A 17440-nucleotide genomic window follows, 5' to 3' on the forward strand; every position below is an offset into this window, starting at 1 on the left:
TGTTACTTTCTCACTAATTGCAGCTCAAGAGGAGTGGCTGCACTGAATGAAATTAAACTAAGCCCAGATTTTTGTAAGCGTTTTAATCTGTTAGAAAACGACTCTTCGGCAGACTTAGCAAAGCGCTCGCGAAATTGCTTATCCATTAGTGGTAAAGCAAGTTCTTGGCCATTCGCCGACACAGTCACCGTTTGTTTGAAAGCTGGTAATTGATGCTCGAACGGATCACTAATATGGCAGCCAATCAATTCACAGTGCCTGCTCAGCATTTCAAGTTGTTTGAAGCTTGCTTCATCAAGGGCACTAAAATCAGAAACGATATAAACCAAGCTCCCTGGTTTTGCTAAATGATTAAGACGTTTAAGGTTTTCGCTAAATAAGCTGGTGGCTGTTTGATCGATATTAGTCAGAGCTTGGCTGTGAATATCACATAAGTTGTGACAAAGCTTTAACACTGCTTTTTCTCGAGAGGTCGGTTTTAATTCGTGATGACCTTGCTGATTAAACACCAAGCCACCAATGCGATCACCTCGTTGACACGCCGACCAAGCAACCAGTGCGCTAATGTGCGCTGCTTGCACTGACTTTAATAATAACTTTGAGCCAAACAGCATCGAGTTAGAAAAGTCGGTAAATACAAAAACTGGGCGTTCTTTTTCTTCTTGAAACAACTTAGTGTGGGTTTCGCCAGTGCGTGCAGTAACACGCCAGTCGATAGAGCGTATGTCATCACCGGCTTGATAATGACGCACCTCGGCAAACTCCATACCACGCCCTTTATGAGGTGCAAGGTATTGCCCAGCTAAGCTGTTTTTGATTTTTACTTTGGGCGCAAGTTCTAGCAAGCGAGCTTTGGCTTTGTAATACATCAACTCTTTGAGTGATAAATTGACGCCTTGACTATGACTCGCTGCTAACCACGCCGCTGTATCAAATTGGCTCGACATAGCTTATGGCACTGCCACCAATTCTAAAATACGGCTGATCACATCGTCTTTACTGATGCCATCGGCCTGTGCTTCGTAACTTAAGATAATACGGTGACGCAATACATTATGCAGCACTGCTTGAATATCATCTGGGGCAACAAAGTCACGGCCTTCAAGCCAAGCATGCGCGCGGGCACACTTATCAAGGGCAATGGTTGCACGTGGGCTTGCGCCATATTCAATCCAGCGACCAAGTTGCTCATCAAGCTCAGCTGCTTCACGAGTGGCAACAATTAACTGTACTAGGTATTTCTCAAGCGGCTCAGCTAAATACAAACCTAATATCGCTTTACGGGCAGCAAATAGCTCACTTTGACTAATTTGTTGTGTCGTTGCCTGCATATCAGAAATAGCCTCGCCACGGGTTAGGCGTAGGATATCTAATTCGTGTTCAGCACCCGGATAATCAATGCTCAAATGCAATAAAAAGCGGTCAAGCTGAGCTTCAGGTAGTGGGTATGTGCCTTCTTGTTCTAGCGGGTTTTGGGTTGCCATAACCATAAATAGATCAGACAGTGGATAGGTGTTTTTACCAACCGTTACTTGGCGTTCAGCCATGGCTTCAAGAAGAGCAGATTGCACTTTAGCAGGAGCACGGTTAATTTCATCAGCCAAAATTAGGTTATGAAATAACGGGCCCTTTTCAAATACGAACTCACTGGTTTGCTGGCGATAAATATCGGTACCAGTTACATCTGCAGGTAATAAGTCTGGGGTAAATTGCACACGTTGGAAACTGCCTTCAACGCCTTTCGCTAAGGCATTGACTGCACGCGTTTTCGCAAGACCCGGAGGGCCTTCAACTAATAAGTGGCCATCTGCCAAAATTGCGATTAACAGTGCTTGAGTTAATTGTGGTTGGCCGATAATTTGCGTGTCTAGATATGATTTTAATTGTGAAAATGCGTTAACTGCCATAATAAAAAGACTGTCCTAAAAGCGTGAGTCAAAAATTGTTTTTGTTATGCGCCAATGCGTTATATTCAGTACCGATAAATTATTTGCGCGGTACCGTGGTGGGGCGCTATTAACAAGTTATAAGGATTCAAAAGTTATAACACAAGTGTTAGACACAAAATCCTCAAATAGTTCGTTATTTTTTAAGGATTTTTAGCCTACCATATAAATACGGTGTTTTTTTGTAAATAGGCTGAAAAAAGCCTATGGTTGAAAACTTACTATTGGCATTCGTACACGGGTTGTTTTAGAATCAGGAAAAACAAACAGGTCAGACCTGTCAGCGGGAGAGCATAAATGTCTGAGCAAAATATACTTAAAACAGCAAAAGGCGATCGTATCGCTATCGTTAGCGGCCTGCGAACGCCATTCGCAAAGCAAGCCACAGCATTCCATCATGTACCAGCCCTTGATATGGGTAAGTTAGTTGTCAACGAAATGCTTGAACGACTTAACTTTGATAAATCTGAAATTGACCAACTTGTATTTGGACAAGTAGTGCAAATGCCAGAAGCGCCAAACATTGCCCGTGAAATCGTATTAGGTACGGGTATGCCTGTTTCTGTTGATGCTTATTCTGTTTCGCGTGCGTGTGCGACAAGTTTCCAAGCCATTGCTAACGTAGCCGAATCAATTATGGCAGGCTCAGTGCAAGTAGGTATTGCCGGTGGTGCTGACTCATCGTCTGTATTACCTATTGGTGTTAGTAAAAAATTAGCGGGCAGCCTTGTTGATTTAAACAAAGCACGTACGCTTGGTCAGCGATTAAAGATTTTCTCAAAACTACGTTTAAAAGATTTACTTCCTGTACCGCCTGCGGTCGCTGAGTACTCTACTGGTTTATCTATGGGTCAAACGGCTGAGCAAATGGCGAAAACACATAGCATCAGCCGTGAAGATCAAGATGCTTTAGCACATCGTTCGCACACCCTTGCAAGTCAGGCGTGGGCTGATGGTAAGCTTAAAGATGAAGTAATGACTGCCCATGTTGCACCTTATAAGAGCTTTATTGAGCAAGACAATAACATTCGTCATAACTCAACGGTTGAAGGCTACGCGAAATTAAAACCAGTATTTGACCGTCAGCACGGATCAGTGACTGCAGCTAACGCAACGCCATTAACTGATGGGGCCGCTGCGGTATTAATGATGAGTGAGAGTAAAGCCAAAGCATTGGGTTACGACATTCTAGGTTATGTACGCAGTTTTGCTTTCTCAGCAATTGGTGTACATGAAGATATGCTAATGGGTCCGGCGCACTCAACGCCAATTGCCCTAGATAGAGCAGGTATCACATTAGCTGATTTAGATTTAATCGAAATGCATGAAGCATTTGCAGCGCAAACACTGGCTAATATGAAGATGTTTGCGTCAGATAAATTTGCACAAGAAAAGCTAGGTCGCAGCAAAGCGATCGGCGAAATAAACATGGACAAGTTCAATGTATTAGGTGGCTCACTTGCATACGGTCATCCATTTGCGGCAACAGGTGCGCGCCTGATCACGCAAAGCTTACATGAACTTAATCGTCGCGGTGGCGGCTTAGCGCTTACGACTGCGTGTGCAGCGGGTGGCTTAGGCGCAGCCTTTGTATTGGAGAGTGCGTAATGACAGATTCAGTATTTAGTTTATCAGTGGCTGATGACGGCGTAGCCGTTGTAACCATTGATGTGCCGGGTGAAAAAATGAACACCCTGCGCAGCAGTTTTGCAGAAGATTTAAAAACCTTACTTAAAGACGCACAAGCGCAAGCAGTAAAAGGCATGGTATTTATCAGTGGTAAAAGCGATAACTTTATCGCCGGTGCTGATATTAAAATGCTTGATAGCGCAAATAGCCGTGAAGATGCATTAGCATTAAGCGAAATGTGTCAGCAAGCATTTTTCGATATGAAAAAGCTGCCTTTTCCAACAGTAAGTGCTATTCATGGTGCTGCATTGGGCGGCGGTTTAGAGTTTGCTTTAGCTTGTGATTATCGCGTGTGTTCAGACAGCGATATCACTAAGCTTGGTTTGCCAGAAGTACAGTTAGGCTTATTACCTGGTGGTGGCGGTACTCAACGTTTACCTAAATTAGTTGGCCTGCAAAAAGCACTTGAGTGGATGCTTACAGGTAAGCAAGTGCGTGCTAAGCAAGCGAAGAAAACAGGCTTAGTAAATGACTGTGTACCACACAGTGTATTACTTGACGTTGCTAAAGAGTTTGCTCTGAAAGGTAAGGCGAAGGCTACTAAACCTAAGCTAGACCGTTTAAGTCAATTACTTGAGTCAAACCCATTTGGTCGCAATATTATTTTCAAAAAAGCACAAGAAAACGTGCTGAAAAAAACAGGCGGTCACTACCCGGCACCTTTAGCCATTATTAAAGCCGTTCGTGCAAGTGTTGAACTTGATCAGTTAAAAGCATACAAAACTGAAGCTGAAGGCTTTGCCACGCTGGTAATGAGCGATGAGTCAAAAGCATTACGCGGTATTTTCTTTGCAACCACTGAAATGAAAAAAGAGTGGCGTAATGATGATGCACCAGCAATCGCTAAAGCAGCAGTATTAGGTGGCGGCCTCATGGGCGCGGGTATTGCCCATGTTAGTGCTGTAAAAGCGGGTGTTCCAGTGCGCATTAAAGATGTGGCTGAAAAGGGCATCAGCAATGCGATGAACTACAGCTATAAGATTTTAGATAAAAAGCAAAAGCGTCGTATTTTATCTAAAGCTGATCTACAACAAACCATGAACCGCATTACCGGTACCACCGATTACAGCGGCTTTAAACACATTGATATCGTTATCGAAGCCGTGTTTGAAGATCTTGCTTTAAAGCAAGGTATGGTGGCTGATGTAGAACGTGAGTGCCAAGGCAACACGATTTTTGCAAGTAATACCTCATCATTACCAATTGCACAAATTGCTGCTGATGCAGCACGCCCAGAAAATGTAATTGGTCTTCATTACTTCTCACCTGTTGAGAAAATGCCACTTGTTGAGATCATTCCACATGAAGGTACGTCTGAAGAGACTATCGCACGCGTTGTTAACTTTGCCCGTAAGCAAGGTAAAACACCAATTGTGGTTAAAGATATGGCTGGCTTCTATGTAAACCGTATCTTAGCGCCTTATGTAAATGAAGCGGCTAATTTACTGCTAGCAGGTGAGCCGATTGAAAAGATTGACCAAGCATTGGTTGAGTTTGGTTTCCCGGTAGGGCCTTTAGCGCTTCTTGATGAAGTAGGGATTGATATCGGTTCTAAAATTGCGCCAATCCTTGAAAAAGAATTGGGCGATCGCTTTAAAGCACCTGATGCCTTTAATCGCTTAATCGATTCTAAGCGTTTAGGTCGTAAGACTGGCCGTGGTTTTTATCTTTACGACAAGAAAGATAAAAAAGTGGATGAGTCAGTATACGAGCTACTTGGTGTTACGCCATCACCTCGTTTAAACAAGAGCGAAATTGCTAAACGTTGTGTTGCGCAAATGCTAAACGAAGCGGTGCGCTGTTTAGATGATGGCATTATTGCAAGCCCGCGTGATGGTGATATTGGTGCTATTTTTGGTATTGGTTTCCCACCATTCTTAGGCGGTCCATTTAGCTATATGGATAAACTGGGTGCAGCACAAGTGAGCTCTGAAATGGCGACTTTTGCTAACTACAACCCAATTTTCACACCTTGCGATACGTTAAAAGCAATGGCTGAAAAAGGTGGTCGTTTTTACCAAGCAGAAAGCGAAGAGCCGGCAGTAGTTGAAGCTACGTCTGTCGATCCGGTTGAAGTAACCAAAGAAGTGGTTGAAGACGAGCAAGCGTCAGAAGATGCCGATACAGAAACGACTAAAAGCTAATTCTTTAAATTAATTAGTTAATTTTAAAAGCCCTGCTCATTGAGCGGGGCTTTTTTCTTCTATATTGGCCATAAGTGGTATTTAACTCACGAAATCAGTTTGTTATAACTAGGTTTATTTACTTAGCGATTAATCACCATGACTCTCACCACTGCGCGATTAACATTACGGCTGTTAAATGCCGATGATTGGCCATTGTTTTATACTTTGCATAATGATGCTGAAGTTATAGCTAAATGCTTCGATAAGCCCTCAGAGGCGCAGTTGCGAGCTAAGTTTAATGAACGCTTAAAGCCTTGGCAGCCAAATTCGAATTCACCACTTTGTTTAGTTATTGTTGAAACCAGTACTGGTAAAGAGGTGGGGGTAACTGGGTTTACCTCATCAACAGTGCCAGATAGTCAAGAAGTCGGTTATTTGTTGCTGCCTAATTTTCATGGTCGTGGCTATGCCACAGAGTCTTTGCTAGCAGTGCTTGATTACGCCAAATCAGAACATGCGGTACGTGAATTTAAAGCGGTTGTCACCGAGGGTAATATCGGTTCAGAAAAAGTACTTGAGAAATGTGGTTTTCAGTTAGTCGATAAGCAGCTAGATGCGTATGCTATTGGCGGTGTTTTGTATACCGATCATCATTTTCATTTAAGTTGCACTGATCACAGAGCGTGATCAGTGCGCAATTTTACAGATGAAGCTCAATCGCTTTTCTGTCTTTTTCTGGCATATTCGCAACCACTAAATCAAACGAATTATCAATCATTCGTTCGATCTCTCCTTGTGGTACGGTGCCGTCTAAAATAACCGTATTCCATAAACGTTTGTTCATGTGATAACCCGGGATCACCGACGGGAAAATATCACGCAGTGCTTGGGCTTCATCTGGATCGCATTTCAGATTTAGCCACCATACAAGGTTTCCCTCATCGTCTGTTTGGCCTTCTTTGCCCTCGGCAAGGGTGGCAAACATTTTATGATTCACCTTGTAAACGTCGACATCTTGGCCAAATGGTTGGGTGATCATCACCAATGGCTTTTTCATTAAATACTCGTGTACTGTGTGTTGATTCATGATCCAATCCTTGAAGTCATTTTTCGTAGTTATAAAGATAGCAGCTTTTTCGTAGTTTTGAGACAACTATTGTCATAATTTGCTGAAAAATCGAATAAATAACGGCTGCCAGTCAAAACTGTAAATTTTTATTGAACAAAAGCCATTACGTGGTAAATTTCTGTCATCAAAAAACGATAGGAATACACCCATGCCTAAGGCAAGTGAAGTTAAAAAAGGCGCCGCTATCGAGCATAACGGCCGTGTTTTAGTAGTTAAAGATATTCAACGTTCTGTACCACAAGGCCGTGCTGGTGGCAGTTTATACCGCATGCGTTTATACGATGTGGTAACAGGCGGTAAAGTTGATGAAACATTTAAAGACAGCGACATGCTAAAGCTTGCTGATCTCATTCGTCGTGAAGCTATGTTCTCTTACATTGACGGTGAAGAGTATGTTTTCATGGATAACGAAGACTACACGCCATATAACCTAAATAAAGAAGCGATCAGCGAAGAGATTTTATTCGTTAATGAAGAAACTCAAGGTCTTCACGTTATTGTGATTGATGGCTCGCCAGTTGGCTTAGATTTACCATCGAGTGTTGAGCTTGTAGTTGAAGAAACTGACCCTTCAATCAAGGGCGCTTCAGCAAGTGCACGTTCAAAGCCTGCGCGTTTAACAACGGGTTTAACGATTCAAGTTCCTGAGCATATTTCAACAGGCGACCGTATTCGTATTAATACCGTTGAGCATAAATTTATGGGTCGCGCAGAAAAATAACTCTGTACCCTTTTAGAAACCGGCTTATAGCCGGTTTTTTTGTTTTATTTGTAACGCGCTCATAACAATATTCATTGAAAAAGGAACGAAAAACGCGCATTATTATTGGCTTACGAAAACAATAATAAATACCAGTAGTAGATTAATGTTGAACCACGGATTGGAAAACAGAGAATACATCAAACTCCCCGAAGGCGTTGATATCGCCATTACTCCCGCTGGCGTTGTTGCCCGAAGCTATGCCTACATTATCGATTTTATTATCCGTAGTTTGGTTTTACTTGCTGTAGGTACTGTATTTGCCTTTTTTGGCGATGCTGGGCAGGGACTTATATTAATTGCTTACTTTTTAGTTTCATGGGGTTATAACATCCTGTTTGAAATGGAAAGTGGCCAAACGCCGGGTAAAAAACGCCTTAAAATCCGTGTTGTGCAAGACAATGGTTTACCGGCAAGCTTTTCGCAAATTGTAGTGCGTAACCTACTACGCCCAGCCGATATGCTACCTATAGGCTATTTCTTAGGCCTTGTGGTTATGTTGTTTAACAACCGTTTTAAACGCATTGGTGATTGGGCTGCAGGCACCATGGTCATTTACGACGATGAGTTAGCTACGCGCCCTGAATTATCTCAAGGTGAAGTGCATATTCCTACCATTAGCTTAACCACCGAAGAGCAATTAGCTGTGCTTGCTTTTGCAGAGCGTCATGATGAATTATCTGATGCAAGGCGCCGTGAGTTGGCAGCTATCTTAGCTGCACCGTTTTCTGCCGCAGAGCATGAGATTGAGGCGCAGCTCGTTAGCTATGCACGCCACTTTGCTGGTCAAGTTCAACACGATAGCGATTACCCGCAGCAGGAGGGTAAGCAATGAAGCAAACTCAATTTGTAAAATCAAATAGTGTCAGTTGGGATGAATTTGAAGCGCTTTGTGAACAAAATAGTGCAGAGTCTTTACCTGTTAATTTCCCTAACTTGTATCGCAAAGTTTGTAATGATTTAGCCATTGCGCAAAGTCGTCAATATAGTCCAGTGTTGATTGAGCAAATAAACAGGCTGGTGCAGTTAGGGCAGAAGCGCCTTTATTTATCTCGAAGCAATCAATTTTCTGAAATATGGCATGTGGCCCGCACGGCATTTCCGCGTGCACTGTATGAAAATCGTTTAATGCTTGGTATTAACTTATTGGCATTCTGGGGGTTGGCCTTAATTGCTTTTATTTGGGTGACAATTGACCCTGATGCTGCGTATACATTTTTAGGGCAAGGCACAGTACTTAATATCGAACAAATGTATAACCCTAGTGGTAGCGTTCAATCGGCTGAGCGCGGCGCATCGCAAGATCTGATGATGTTCGGGGTCTATATCTACAATAATATTGGCATTGCATTTCAGATGTTTGCAGGTGGCGTACTGTTCTGTGTTGGCGCTGCTTTTTTCCTATTGTTCAATAGCTTTTATTTTGGTGCCGTTGCAGCTCACATTGTAAATGTTGGATTTGAAGGGCCATTTTTCTCGTTTGTAATAACCCATGGTTCGTTTGAGTTAACCGCTATCATTATTGCCTCAGCGGCCGGGTGTCAAATAGGTTACGGCTTGTTAAACCCTGGACAGTATACCCGCGCATATGCGATGAAACAGGCTGCACAAAAAGCGCTTCCACTGATTGTTGGCGCATTTTTGATGTTAGTCATTGCCGCTTTCATCGAAGCATTTTGGTCACCCCGTGATATTGCTAACGAAATTAAATATTTAGTTGGCAGCGGTTGTTGGGCTTATGTCATTTTTCGCTTATACAGAGGAATGCGCTATGGAGCTTAATCGTCTTAGCTTCAATCCTCGCAAGCGCAGTGCTTACGAAACCTTTGATTTAACAGTGTTGCTAGTTAAGCAGCATGCTGTGGCATTGGTCTCTTTGTATTTGATGATGGTAGTACCCGTATTTTTGATTGTCGGTTTTTTATTAAGCTGGAGCATAGGTGGCTTTGTTGTTTGGTGGCTTAAACCTGTATTTGAGCGACCCTTACTCGATTACATGTCAAAAGCGGTTTTCAATCAGCCAGTCAACATAATGAGTAGCTTAAAGTCACTCAAGCAGTTAAAAATCGCTGATATGTTAGCGCATTTAACCGTTTTTAGGCTCAGCCCAAACAGAGCATTTTTAGCCCCTGTAGAGCAACTTGAACGACTATCAGGTGAGCGCAAAACTAAGCGTAAGCAGGTGTTGTTTGCTTCAACTAAGCCTAAGCAGACATTGTGGATGCTGTTCTGTGTACATTTTGAGTTTATCTTATTGATGGGAATATCGGCACTGACAATTGCACTTGTGCCCCATTCATTCTCTGCACAAGAAGCCATGTACCAAATACTCGAAGCGCCAATCTGGGTTGAGATAGCGTTTAACTTTATTTATATCATCAGTATCTCGTTAGTCGCACCGTTATTTGTTACCGGTGGATTTCTTGCTTATTTACACCGTCGAGTTGAATTAGAAGGCTGGGATATAGAGCTGGCATTTAAAAATATTCGCACCCGTCTTGCAGGCGTAGTCAGTGCTGTAGCACTACTTATACTTACAACGTTTACGCTGCAACCATCAACAAGCTATGCAGAGCAAATCGATAAGCAAGCGGTAAAAGAGCAAGTTACTGCTCTTTATAATGAGCCTAATGTCATTGAAACTGAGACCACATGGGTGCCAAATATCGAAGCAAAAGCGAGTTCATCAGATAGTGACTGGTCATGGCTTATCGATGTGTTTACTGCCATTGGCGAAGTGTTTGGCGTGTTAGTTTGGGTATTGGTCGGTTTATTAGTTATTTGGCTAGTTTATTATCTGATGCAAAAGCGAGGCTTTTTTGCCAACTTAAGCTTGCCTGAGCGCAGTAAAGTGAATGAAGAGGCTGTTATCCCAACCTTATTTGCAGAGATTAAAAGTAAAGATTTACCTACAGATTTAATTGCCGCAGCAAAGCAGTGTTTTGAGCGAGGTGAGCACCGCTTGGCGCTGGCGTATTTGCTTCATCATGCGCTGAGTTGGGCGCAGCAACAACATGAAGTGCTCTTGCACCGCTCTATGACTGAGCGCGAATGTAAACGTGCAATTGATGCTAGGGTGCCAAATCAAGGACAAGCAATTTTTGCCCGCTTATTTTCTGCGTGGGTCACGGTTGCTTGGGGCCATAAAACCCCTGATATCGATTTTATCGAGCTGACAGAGCAAATTACGGCAATGACAACAGAGACTAAGGAGCAAGCCCATGAAGCTTAAGGTTGTGCTCATAGCGGCGCTAGTGGTGTTTAGCTTATTTGTTATTGCTGGTATTGCTTCTTTAGATTGGCAGAAAAAAGAAATAGAAATTGGCTTTCATAGTGATGTAGCAAGAGATAACTTTACGATGGCTAAGCGGCTACTTAAAGCCAATGGTATCGATTGGAATAAAAACAAACGCTTGGCAGAGCAAGCACAAAGTGATGAGTTAAACATAGACCCACAAAGTATCTTAATTTTGGATGAGGCGGTGCTTGCTGACTCTTACCAGTTAGATGTACAGCTTGCTGATTGGGTCGCTGATGGCGGACGTTTAATTTATGTATTAAACAGGCAACGTGATGAGCTGGCGATTGATAGCACCGTATTTTTTAGTCAGCTTGGCATCAATGTAGAAAGCCAAGAAGATGTGTTTGAATATGATTTTGCGATGCTCAAAGAAGGGAATAAAAATAGTACTTTATCAATTGATGAAATCACTCAGCTTGACCTTGAGCTAAGCCGTGCCTTTTTTATTGAAAACTGCCCCGGTGTGAGTACAAATAATGATAACGGCGATACTTTGATGTGTGACTTTGCATTTGGTCAAGGTAGGGTCATTGTGATGCCATCGCTGTTACCTTTTACCAATTACCGACTTCGCCATCTGGATCATGGCAGTTTATTACTTTGGTTAAGTAAAGGGGCTGAAAAAGTAACGTATGTACCTTATCTGACTTACCCAAATTGGTTTGCCAAGTTATGGCACTGGAGCTGGCAATTTGTGGTGACGTTGCTGTTATTAATTGTGCTTGCAGTGTGGCATATCAGTAGTCGCATCGGCCGCTCTTATGCTCCTGACTTCGATATAAAAACCAGCTTTAATCAGCATATTCGTGCAGTAGCAAATTTCTATTCAGAGCATGGTCACGAAGCCATGTTATTTACTGCACTCAAGAAAGATTTTTACGCCAAAGTAGAGTCGCGAGTGCCTAACTTTAAGATGCTTAGTGCTGAAAAGCAGGCGCAGATCATCGCTAATTTAACTCATTTTGAAAAACAACAGGTGGCTGAGTTGCTTGCTAGCAAGTTGCCTGAGTCCAAAGAACAACGAACAGAATATATAAAACGATATAAACAATTAAGGAATGCCTTATGAGCACGGAATTAGACACTAATCGCATGAGCTTAGTTGAGGCAGCTGATGCAGTAAAACAAGTAAAGCATAACATTTCGCGTGTGTTAGTTGGTCAAGATGCCATTGTTGAAGATGTGCTTACGGTGCTCTTTGCGGGTGGTCATGTGTTACTTGAAGGGGTTCCAGGGCTTGGTAAAACGCTACTGGTTAGAGCCTTAGCAAAAAGCTTAAATGTAGACTTTTCGCGCGTGCAGTTTACACCTGATTTAATGCCTTCAGATGTTGTTGGCCATAGTTTGTATGATATGAAATCAGGTGAATTTAATATCAAAAAAGGCCCAGCATTTACTAATATTTTGCTGGCTGATGAAATCAACCGTGCACCAGCTAAAACGCAATCAGCTCTTCTTGAGGTGATGCAAGAGCAACAAATCACCATTGATGGCGAGTCATTATCTATTGATTCACCGTTTATGGTATTAGCCACTCAAAACCCATTAGATCAAGAAGGGACGTACCCACTGCCTGAGGCTGAATTAGACCGTTTTATGATGAAAGTGGAGCTTGGTTTTCCTTCTCATGAATCGGAAGTTGAGCTTTTAAAACTAAATACACAAATTGTCTCTAATGAAACCAAAGTAGAGCAGCTCCCTGCGGTATTGGATGCTAATCGAATTGCGGAAATTAAACAGCTTTGTGCAGATATCTTAGTAGACGAACAAATACTGAATTATGCCGTCGATATCGTGCGTAGTTCACGAACTTGGCAAGGCGTATTGCATGGCGCAGGGTTACGTGCCTCAATTAATACCATTAAAGCGGCAAAAGTAATGGCATTGATGAATGGCCGTGACTTTGTAACCCCAGATGATGTGAAGTCAGTGTCAGTGAATATTTTAAGACACCGATTAATTTTATCGGCTGATTTGGAGTTGGAAGGGGTGTCATTCGATGAAGTGATCAATGCCATTTTAGCCAGTGTTGAAGCGCCACGCTCATGAAACGCATCAAGCATAGGCCTGCAAAACGCTTAGTACAATTAACAGCTTTGTTGCTGTTATTGTTGCTTGTCTGTGCCATTGCATCAGTTGACAGCTTAGTGCTAACGGTCTTGCTCTTAGTGCCTTTATTGGTCGCATTTATAGATTATATGGCGGCGAAGTCAGAGCCTTTACTTGAAGTAAGTGCACAAACGACTCTCAACATGGCTTTGTATCGCCGCCAAGCATTGCAGGTAGTGATTAAAAACAAAGCGAAGCATGCGACCATGCTAGATGTCAGTGTTCATTTAAGTAATGCTATTGAGCTGCAAAAGCCACAGCAAACGGTGTTTATAGATGCAATGCAACAAGTAAAGCAGAGCTTTACATTACGCGCTCACAAACGAGGGGATGCCCAGATCAGTGCCATTGAACTTAGGGTAGGGTCGCCATTTGGCCTTTGGCAAACAAACTGGTTAGCTGTGCAAGCAATTCAATTAAAAGTGTATCCAGATTTTAGCCGGGTTACTTCAAAGCAGCATTTAAATGGCGTAGTGAATAAGCCTATTTCAGGCTTAAAGCTCACTAAAAAGCGCGGTGATGGTATCGAATTTCAGCAATTACGCGAATATCGCCAAGGTGATAGTGTTAGACAGATAGACTGGCAGGCGACCAGTAAGCGTCGAAAACTCATTTCTCGTGAGTATCAAGAAGAGCAAAACCAACACGTTATAGTGATGCTAGACGCCTCTAAAAAAATGGCCATTGAAGCTAATGAAGGCAGCCACTTTGATCATGCTTTAAATGCATTGCTACTGCTGTCACACACCGTTTTAAAGCAAGGTGATTGGTTTAGCATGCAAAGCTTTAATCAAAACCTGCGCTGGTTACCCGATGTAAAAGGCGCGCAGAATGTATCACGGGTAATGAATCACTTTTATGATCTATACCCAGATAAGAGCAGCAGTGACTATTTAGTGGCTGTAAACCAATTAATCGCCAAGCGCAGTAAGCGCTCTTTAGTGTTATTAGTCACCACCCTTGATGAGCAAAGCATTGATGAGTTAATGCCTGCAATTAAGCTATTACAAAAACACCACTTAGTGGCACTTATTAATATTAATAATCGGGCGGTAAATGAGGTGCTCGATGAGCCTATTGAAAAGTACGAAGATGCAACCAGCTATTGTGCAGCATTAGCACTACTAAATTCACATAAAGCCAATATGGCGAAGCTAAAAAAACAAGGTGTAATAGCCATAGACTGTAACCCTGAGCAGCTGCTACCGCATGTGCTTAACACTTATTTAAATGTGAAGCACTCCGGGGCATTGTAATAACCTAATAGCAACAGACAATAAAAAAGGCATTGAATTCAATGCCTTTTTTATTAGGAAAATAACGGAACGATTATTTTTGATTATCAATGGCTTCATTAATTTTGTATTGGAAATAAATAGCATAAAAGAAAAATGTCAGTATGCCACTTAAATGCACTGGTTCGTTACTGCCTTCATTGATTAGCTCTTTAAGTGAGGCACGTAACGAGAAAATAAATACTAGGCCAACAATAAAAGTAATAATTGAGATTATAGAAGAAAATACTTCAGGTATTGATGTAAACGCTACTGCAATGTTAATTACGTAAAGGGCAATGTAACCATAAACTAGGTTTTGGTTAACTTGATGTTTGGCAAGCGCGTTTGCTTTGTTTGTGCGGCTTACTAGCCAGTAAATTGCGTATATACCCAATGTGATAAGACTTAAAAAGAACACGCCCCAAGCAGAGAAGCGGTCAAAGTTTAAAATAGGTTTATTACCGCCGGTATTTTGCTGAGTAAGCTCAGCTTCTGGCGCTTCATAGATGTTAGCTGATTCTTCAGACATAACGATTCCTCATAATTATTTTTGTATATTCCTTTGTGCAAATTGCACGTACCGATAATAGCAGTGAGGCTGGTTTTTGTACATCATTTCAACAGCCTAGAAAGTAAGGTTAACTACCATAAAGGTCAGTATAAATAAGCCTTATAGAGGGTATAGCATGAGTGAAGTTTTAAAGTTTGCTGAAATTATGTACACTGCCGCTGATTTTAATGAGGTGCTGTGTGTTATTTGTATTTTTGAGCTGTGTGTTTATTTTGGTGATGTATTTAGAGTCTCTATCTAAAGGAATGCCGGTAAAGCGTTGGATGCTGTTAGGTGGAGTGCTTGGGCCTGTCGCTTGGTGTTTATTTAACGTGCATTATCGCCGCGCTTTTGTGCGCCATGTTGGCCGCCAATCTTGTGGCTGGCGACCTTAAATTTCTGCTGTTTTTAACAGGCTCGGCGCAGATTTATCGAGTTGCTTTTGTAGGAAGGCTGTAAACTCTGGCTGAGACAGTGGCTTAGAGTAATAGTAGCCTTGAACCGTTTGACATTTTAACTGCTCTAACATCACAACTTGTTCGGCTTGTTCAACCCCTTCTGCAACTACATGCAAATCAAGGTTATGGGCAATGGTCACAATTGAGTCAACCATATTGCGGCCACGCTCTGATTGCATATCATCAATAAAGGCTTTATCAACTTTTAAGGTATTAAGCGGGAACTGCTTAAGATAGGCTAATGAAGAGTAACCCGTACCAAAGTCATCCATTGCAAGGTGAATACCACGAGCACTGAGTGAACGCATGACTGCAATTGCTTCGTTAGGGTCGTCCATAACCGTACCTTCGGTGATTTCAAGTTCAAGGAAGTAAGAGGGCAGTTCATTCTTTTGCAAAATCACATCAATACGAGTGGTTAAATCAGGTAAGCTAAACTGCTTAGCCGATAAGTTCACAGCAACACGACCGTTGAATAAGCCTTGATCTATCCATGCCTTTACATCGCGGCATGCTTTATTTAAAACAACTTCACCAATTTCGATTATTTGCCCAGTTTCTTCTGCAATAGGAATAAACATTCCAGGGCTGATCACCCCTTTTTTCGGGGTAATAAAGCGAACAAGTGCTTCCATACCATCGAGTTTACCTGTACGAATATTCATCTTCGGTTGGTAATACACTTCAAAGTGATCTTCTTTTAGGCCGTAACGCATTAAGTTTTCGATTTGTAAGCGTTTAACTGCTTCACGGTTCATAGTGTCGTTGAAAAACAGATAGCTATTGCCTTTTTTCTTTGCGTGATACATGGCAGTATCTGCATTTTTAAGTAATAGCTCTGGGGTATTGCCATCTTCAGGGAACAGCACGATACCGACACTTGAGGTGATCACCAGTTCATGACCTGCCATATTAAAAGGGGTGGCAATTGCGGCTAAAAAGAGTTTTGCCATGCGAGTGATGGTATGTATATCGTTGGTACCCGACATTACCAGTGCAAACTCATCACCGCCTAGGCGATAAAACACATCTTTTTCACGGGTTAACTTATTAAGGCGCATCGCAAGCTTAGATAGCAAGCTATCACCAAGTTGGTGACCCAGAGAGTCGTTAATCTTTTTAAAGTTATCTAGGTCAAACACTAATAAAGCGTGATGGTTATCTTGCTTAGCGAGTTTTTTCAGATTGGTGAAAAACAAGTTTCGGTTAGGTAAGCCCGTTGTGCGGTCTCTGTTCGATAAATTATGTAATTGTGATTCGGCTTTTTTACGCTCAGTTTGATCTGAAAACACAACGACATAGTTACATATTTGGTTGTGCTCATTTTTGATTTCATCAATTGAAATTTCAATTGGTAGCAGCTGCCTTTTCGCATTGCGAAGTTTAACCTCTTGCTGCCAATGCTCCGTGGCTTTTACAGTGGCTTTAATTTCATCCACATAGCTTTGGTCATAGCCATTTAAGGTAAAGTCTTTCTTTAAATATTGCTCTCGGGTACCACCAAATAGCGTTAAGAAGCTTGGATTTAAGTCAACCAGCTTAAAGTTTTTATCGAAAATGGCTATGGCGTCAGTTAGCGACTCAACGCATTTAGCGAATAGGTTTAAACGAGCTTCTGTTGATTTAAGCTGAGAAATATCTCTTACAGTGCCTGTCATACGCAAAGGGTTGAGGTTTGCGTCTTTTTCGATGATCTTGCCGCGATCCAGCACCCAATGCCAACGACCGAGGCTGTCTTTAATCCGGTAACTTGCTTCAAAAAAGGCGGTGTGTTCGGCAAAGTGTTTTTTTAGGGCTGTTTCAACGTGTTGTAAGTCGTGTGGGTGAATCAATTCGCGGTTAGGAGGAAAGCCGCTGCTACTGTTTGTATCTGAGGTGTATTTATCATTAATTCGCAGCACTTCTCCGGTTTTAATATTCCAATCCCAGAGGGTATCGCCACTGCCTTCTACGGTACTTTTTAAGCGATGTTCTGAAATACGCAGTTGTTTTCGAGAGCGCTTTAATTTGAAAATTATAAATAATAGGTACGGCAATAACAGCATCATAATAGCACTTGGAATAAGCAGCAAGGTGCTCTGTTCAAGCTCTATGG

Annotated in this window: 16 protein-coding genes; 11 read left to right on the forward strand and 5 right to left on the reverse strand. The window is 42.1% G+C overall.

The window, feature by feature from the left end:
* Positions 1-2 precede the first annotated feature (2 nt).
* Positions 3-947, reverse strand: coding sequence for a DUF58 domain-containing protein (locus tag HUS61_RS08880; protein WP_055020719.1), 945 nt, complete (start codon positions 945-947; stop codon positions 3-5).
* 3 nt (positions 948-950) lie between these two features.
* A complete protein-coding gene (locus tag HUS61_RS08885; protein WP_055020720.1) occupies positions 951-1907 on the reverse strand; it encodes a MoxR family ATPase in 957 nt (318 codons plus the stop codon).
* A 336-nt stretch (positions 1908-2243) separates the two neighbouring features.
* Here HUS61_RS08885 and fadI point away from each other — a divergent pair, with 336 nt between their 5' ends.
* The 3 genes from fadI (at position 2244) to HUS61_RS08900 (ending at position 6448) form a co-directional block, all read left to right on the forward strand.
* Entirely contained in the window at positions 2244-3554 is a 1311-nt protein-coding gene (gene fadI / locus HUS61_RS08890) for an acetyl-CoA C-acyltransferase FadI (protein WP_054553218.1), read from the forward strand.
* The gene (gene fadJ / locus HUS61_RS08895) at positions 3554-5779 is read left to right on the forward strand and encodes a fatty acid oxidation complex subunit alpha FadJ (protein WP_175082362.1); all 2226 of its coding nucleotides are present in this window, start codon (positions 3554-3556) and stop codon (positions 5777-5779) included. Before fadI ends, fadJ begins: the two co-directional genes overlap by 1 nt.
* Positions 5780-5917: 138 nt before the next feature.
* A complete protein-coding gene (locus tag HUS61_RS08900) occupies positions 5918-6448 on the forward strand; it encodes a GNAT family N-acetyltransferase (protein ID WP_130166667.1) in 531 nt (176 codons plus the stop codon).
* A 13-nt stretch (positions 6449-6461) separates the two neighbouring features.
* Here HUS61_RS08900 and HUS61_RS08905 read toward each other — a convergent pair whose 3' ends face one another.
* Positions 6462-6848 carry an MmcQ/YjbR family DNA-binding protein gene (locus HUS61_RS08905; RefSeq protein WP_054553214.1) on the reverse strand — a complete coding sequence of 129 codons (387 nt, stop codon included), beginning with the start codon at positions 6846-6848 and terminating at the stop codon, positions 6462-6464.
* Positions 6849-7038: 190 nt separating this feature from the next.
* Here HUS61_RS08905 and yeiP point away from each other — a divergent pair, with 190 nt between their 5' ends.
* The 7 genes from yeiP to HUS61_RS08940 all read left to right on the forward strand — a co-directional run bounded on the left by yeiP (position 7039) and on the right by HUS61_RS08940 (position 14316).
* Positions 7039-7611: an elongation factor P-like protein YeiP gene (gene yeiP, locus HUS61_RS08910; RefSeq protein ID WP_055020721.1), complete on the forward strand. Its 573-nt coding sequence runs from the start codon at positions 7039-7041 to the stop codon at positions 7609-7611.
* 145 nt (positions 7612-7756) lie between these two features.
* Positions 7757-8485: an RDD family protein gene (locus HUS61_RS08915; RefSeq protein ID WP_175082363.1), complete on the forward strand. Its 729-nt coding sequence runs from the start codon at positions 7757-7759 to the stop codon at positions 8483-8485.
* Entirely contained in the window at positions 8482-9432 is a 951-nt protein-coding gene (locus tag HUS61_RS08920; protein ID WP_175082364.1) for a stage II sporulation protein M, read from the forward strand. Before HUS61_RS08915 ends, HUS61_RS08920 begins: the two co-directional genes overlap by 4 nt.
* Complete coding sequence (locus HUS61_RS08925; RefSeq protein ID WP_175082365.1) at positions 9422-10882, forward strand: hypothetical protein; 1461 nt, start codon at positions 9422-9424, stop codon at positions 10880-10882. The genes HUS61_RS08920 and HUS61_RS08925 overlap by 11 nt, the downstream gene beginning before the upstream one ends.
* Positions 10872-12020: a DUF4350 domain-containing protein gene (locus HUS61_RS08930; protein ID WP_175082366.1), complete on the forward strand. Its 1149-nt coding sequence runs from the start codon at positions 10872-10874 to the stop codon at positions 12018-12020. Before HUS61_RS08925 ends, HUS61_RS08930 begins: the two co-directional genes overlap by 11 nt.
* Positions 12017-13000, forward strand: a complete 984-nt coding sequence (locus HUS61_RS08935; protein ID WP_175082367.1) for a MoxR family ATPase — start codon at positions 12017-12019, stop codon at positions 12998-13000. Before HUS61_RS08930 ends, HUS61_RS08935 begins: the two co-directional genes overlap by 4 nt.
* Entirely contained in the window at positions 12997-14316 is a 1320-nt protein-coding gene (locus tag HUS61_RS08940; protein WP_175082368.1) for a DUF58 domain-containing protein, read from the forward strand. Before HUS61_RS08935 ends, HUS61_RS08940 begins: the two co-directional genes overlap by 4 nt.
* 73 nt (positions 14317-14389) lie before the next feature.
* On the opposite strand, the gene HUS61_RS08945 is transcribed toward HUS61_RS08940, so the two are convergent.
* Positions 14390-14866: a DUF4234 domain-containing protein gene (locus tag HUS61_RS08945; protein WP_130166674.1), complete on the reverse strand. Its 477-nt coding sequence runs from the start codon at positions 14864-14866 to the stop codon at positions 14390-14392.
* A 221-nt stretch (positions 14867-15087) separates the two neighbouring features.
* Between HUS61_RS08945 and HUS61_RS08950 the strand changes: the two genes are divergently transcribed.
* Complete coding sequence (locus HUS61_RS08950; protein WP_058586342.1) at positions 15088-15282, forward strand: hypothetical protein; 195 nt, start codon at positions 15088-15090, stop codon at positions 15280-15282.
* On the opposite strand, the gene HUS61_RS08955 is transcribed toward HUS61_RS08950, so the two are convergent.
* The gene (locus HUS61_RS08955) at positions 15279-17393 is read right to left on the reverse strand and encodes an EAL domain-containing protein (RefSeq protein WP_371319663.1); all 2115 of its coding nucleotides are present in this window, start codon (positions 17391-17393) and stop codon (positions 15279-15281) included. The genes HUS61_RS08950 and HUS61_RS08955 overlap by 4 nt on opposite strands.
* Positions 17394-17440: the final 47 nt, after the last annotated feature.

The organism is Pseudoalteromonas sp. 0802, assembly GCF_013350085.1.
Classification (GTDB): Bacteria; Pseudomonadota; Gammaproteobacteria; order Enterobacterales; family Alteromonadaceae; genus Pseudoalteromonas.

Bases quoted from the DNA above. Each gene is read 5' to 3' on its own strand.
- HUS61_RS08880 (WP_055020719.1), bottom strand. From the start codon at position 947: ATGTCGAGCCAATTTGATACAGCGGCGTGGTTAGCAGCGAGTCATAGT.
- HUS61_RS08885 (WP_055020720.1), bottom strand. From the start codon at position 1,907: ATGGCAGTTAACGCATTTTCACAATTAAAATCATATCTAGACACGCAA.
- fadI (WP_054553218.1), top strand. From the start codon at position 2,244: ATGTCTGAGCAAAATATACTTAAAACAGCAAAAGGCGATCGTATCGCT.
- fadJ (WP_175082362.1), top strand. From the start codon at position 3,554: ATGACAGATTCAGTATTTAGTTTATCAGTGGCTGATGACGGCGTAGCC.
- HUS61_RS08900 (WP_130166667.1), top strand. From the start codon at position 5,918: ATGACTCTCACCACTGCGCGATTAACATTACGGCTGTTAAATGCCGAT.
- HUS61_RS08905 (WP_054553214.1), bottom strand. From the start codon at position 6,848: ATGAATCAACACACAGTACACGAGTATTTAATGAAAAAGCCATTGGTG.
- yeiP (WP_055020721.1), top strand. From the start codon at position 7,039: ATGCCTAAGGCAAGTGAAGTTAAAAAAGGCGCCGCTATCGAGCATAAC.
- HUS61_RS08915 (WP_175082363.1), top strand. From the start codon at position 7,757: ATGTTGAACCACGGATTGGAAAACAGAGAATACATCAAACTCCCCGAA.
- HUS61_RS08920 (WP_175082364.1), top strand. From the start codon at position 8,482: ATGAAGCAAACTCAATTTGTAAAATCAAATAGTGTCAGTTGGGATGAA.
- HUS61_RS08925 (WP_175082365.1), top strand. From the start codon at position 9,422: ATGGAGCTTAATCGTCTTAGCTTCAATCCTCGCAAGCGCAGTGCTTAC.
- HUS61_RS08930 (WP_175082366.1), top strand. From the start codon at position 10,872: ATGAAGCTTAAGGTTGTGCTCATAGCGGCGCTAGTGGTGTTTAGCTTA.
- HUS61_RS08935 (WP_175082367.1), top strand. From the start codon at position 12,017: ATGAGCACGGAATTAGACACTAATCGCATGAGCTTAGTTGAGGCAGCT.
- HUS61_RS08940 (WP_175082368.1), top strand. From the start codon at position 12,997: ATGAAACGCATCAAGCATAGGCCTGCAAAACGCTTAGTACAATTAACA.
- HUS61_RS08945 (WP_130166674.1), bottom strand. From the start codon at position 14,866: ATGTCTGAAGAATCAGCTAACATCTATGAAGCGCCAGAAGCTGAGCTT.
- HUS61_RS08955 (WP_371319663.1), bottom strand. From the start codon at position 17,393: ATGATGCTGTTATTGCCGTACCTATTATTTATAATTTTCAAATTAAAG.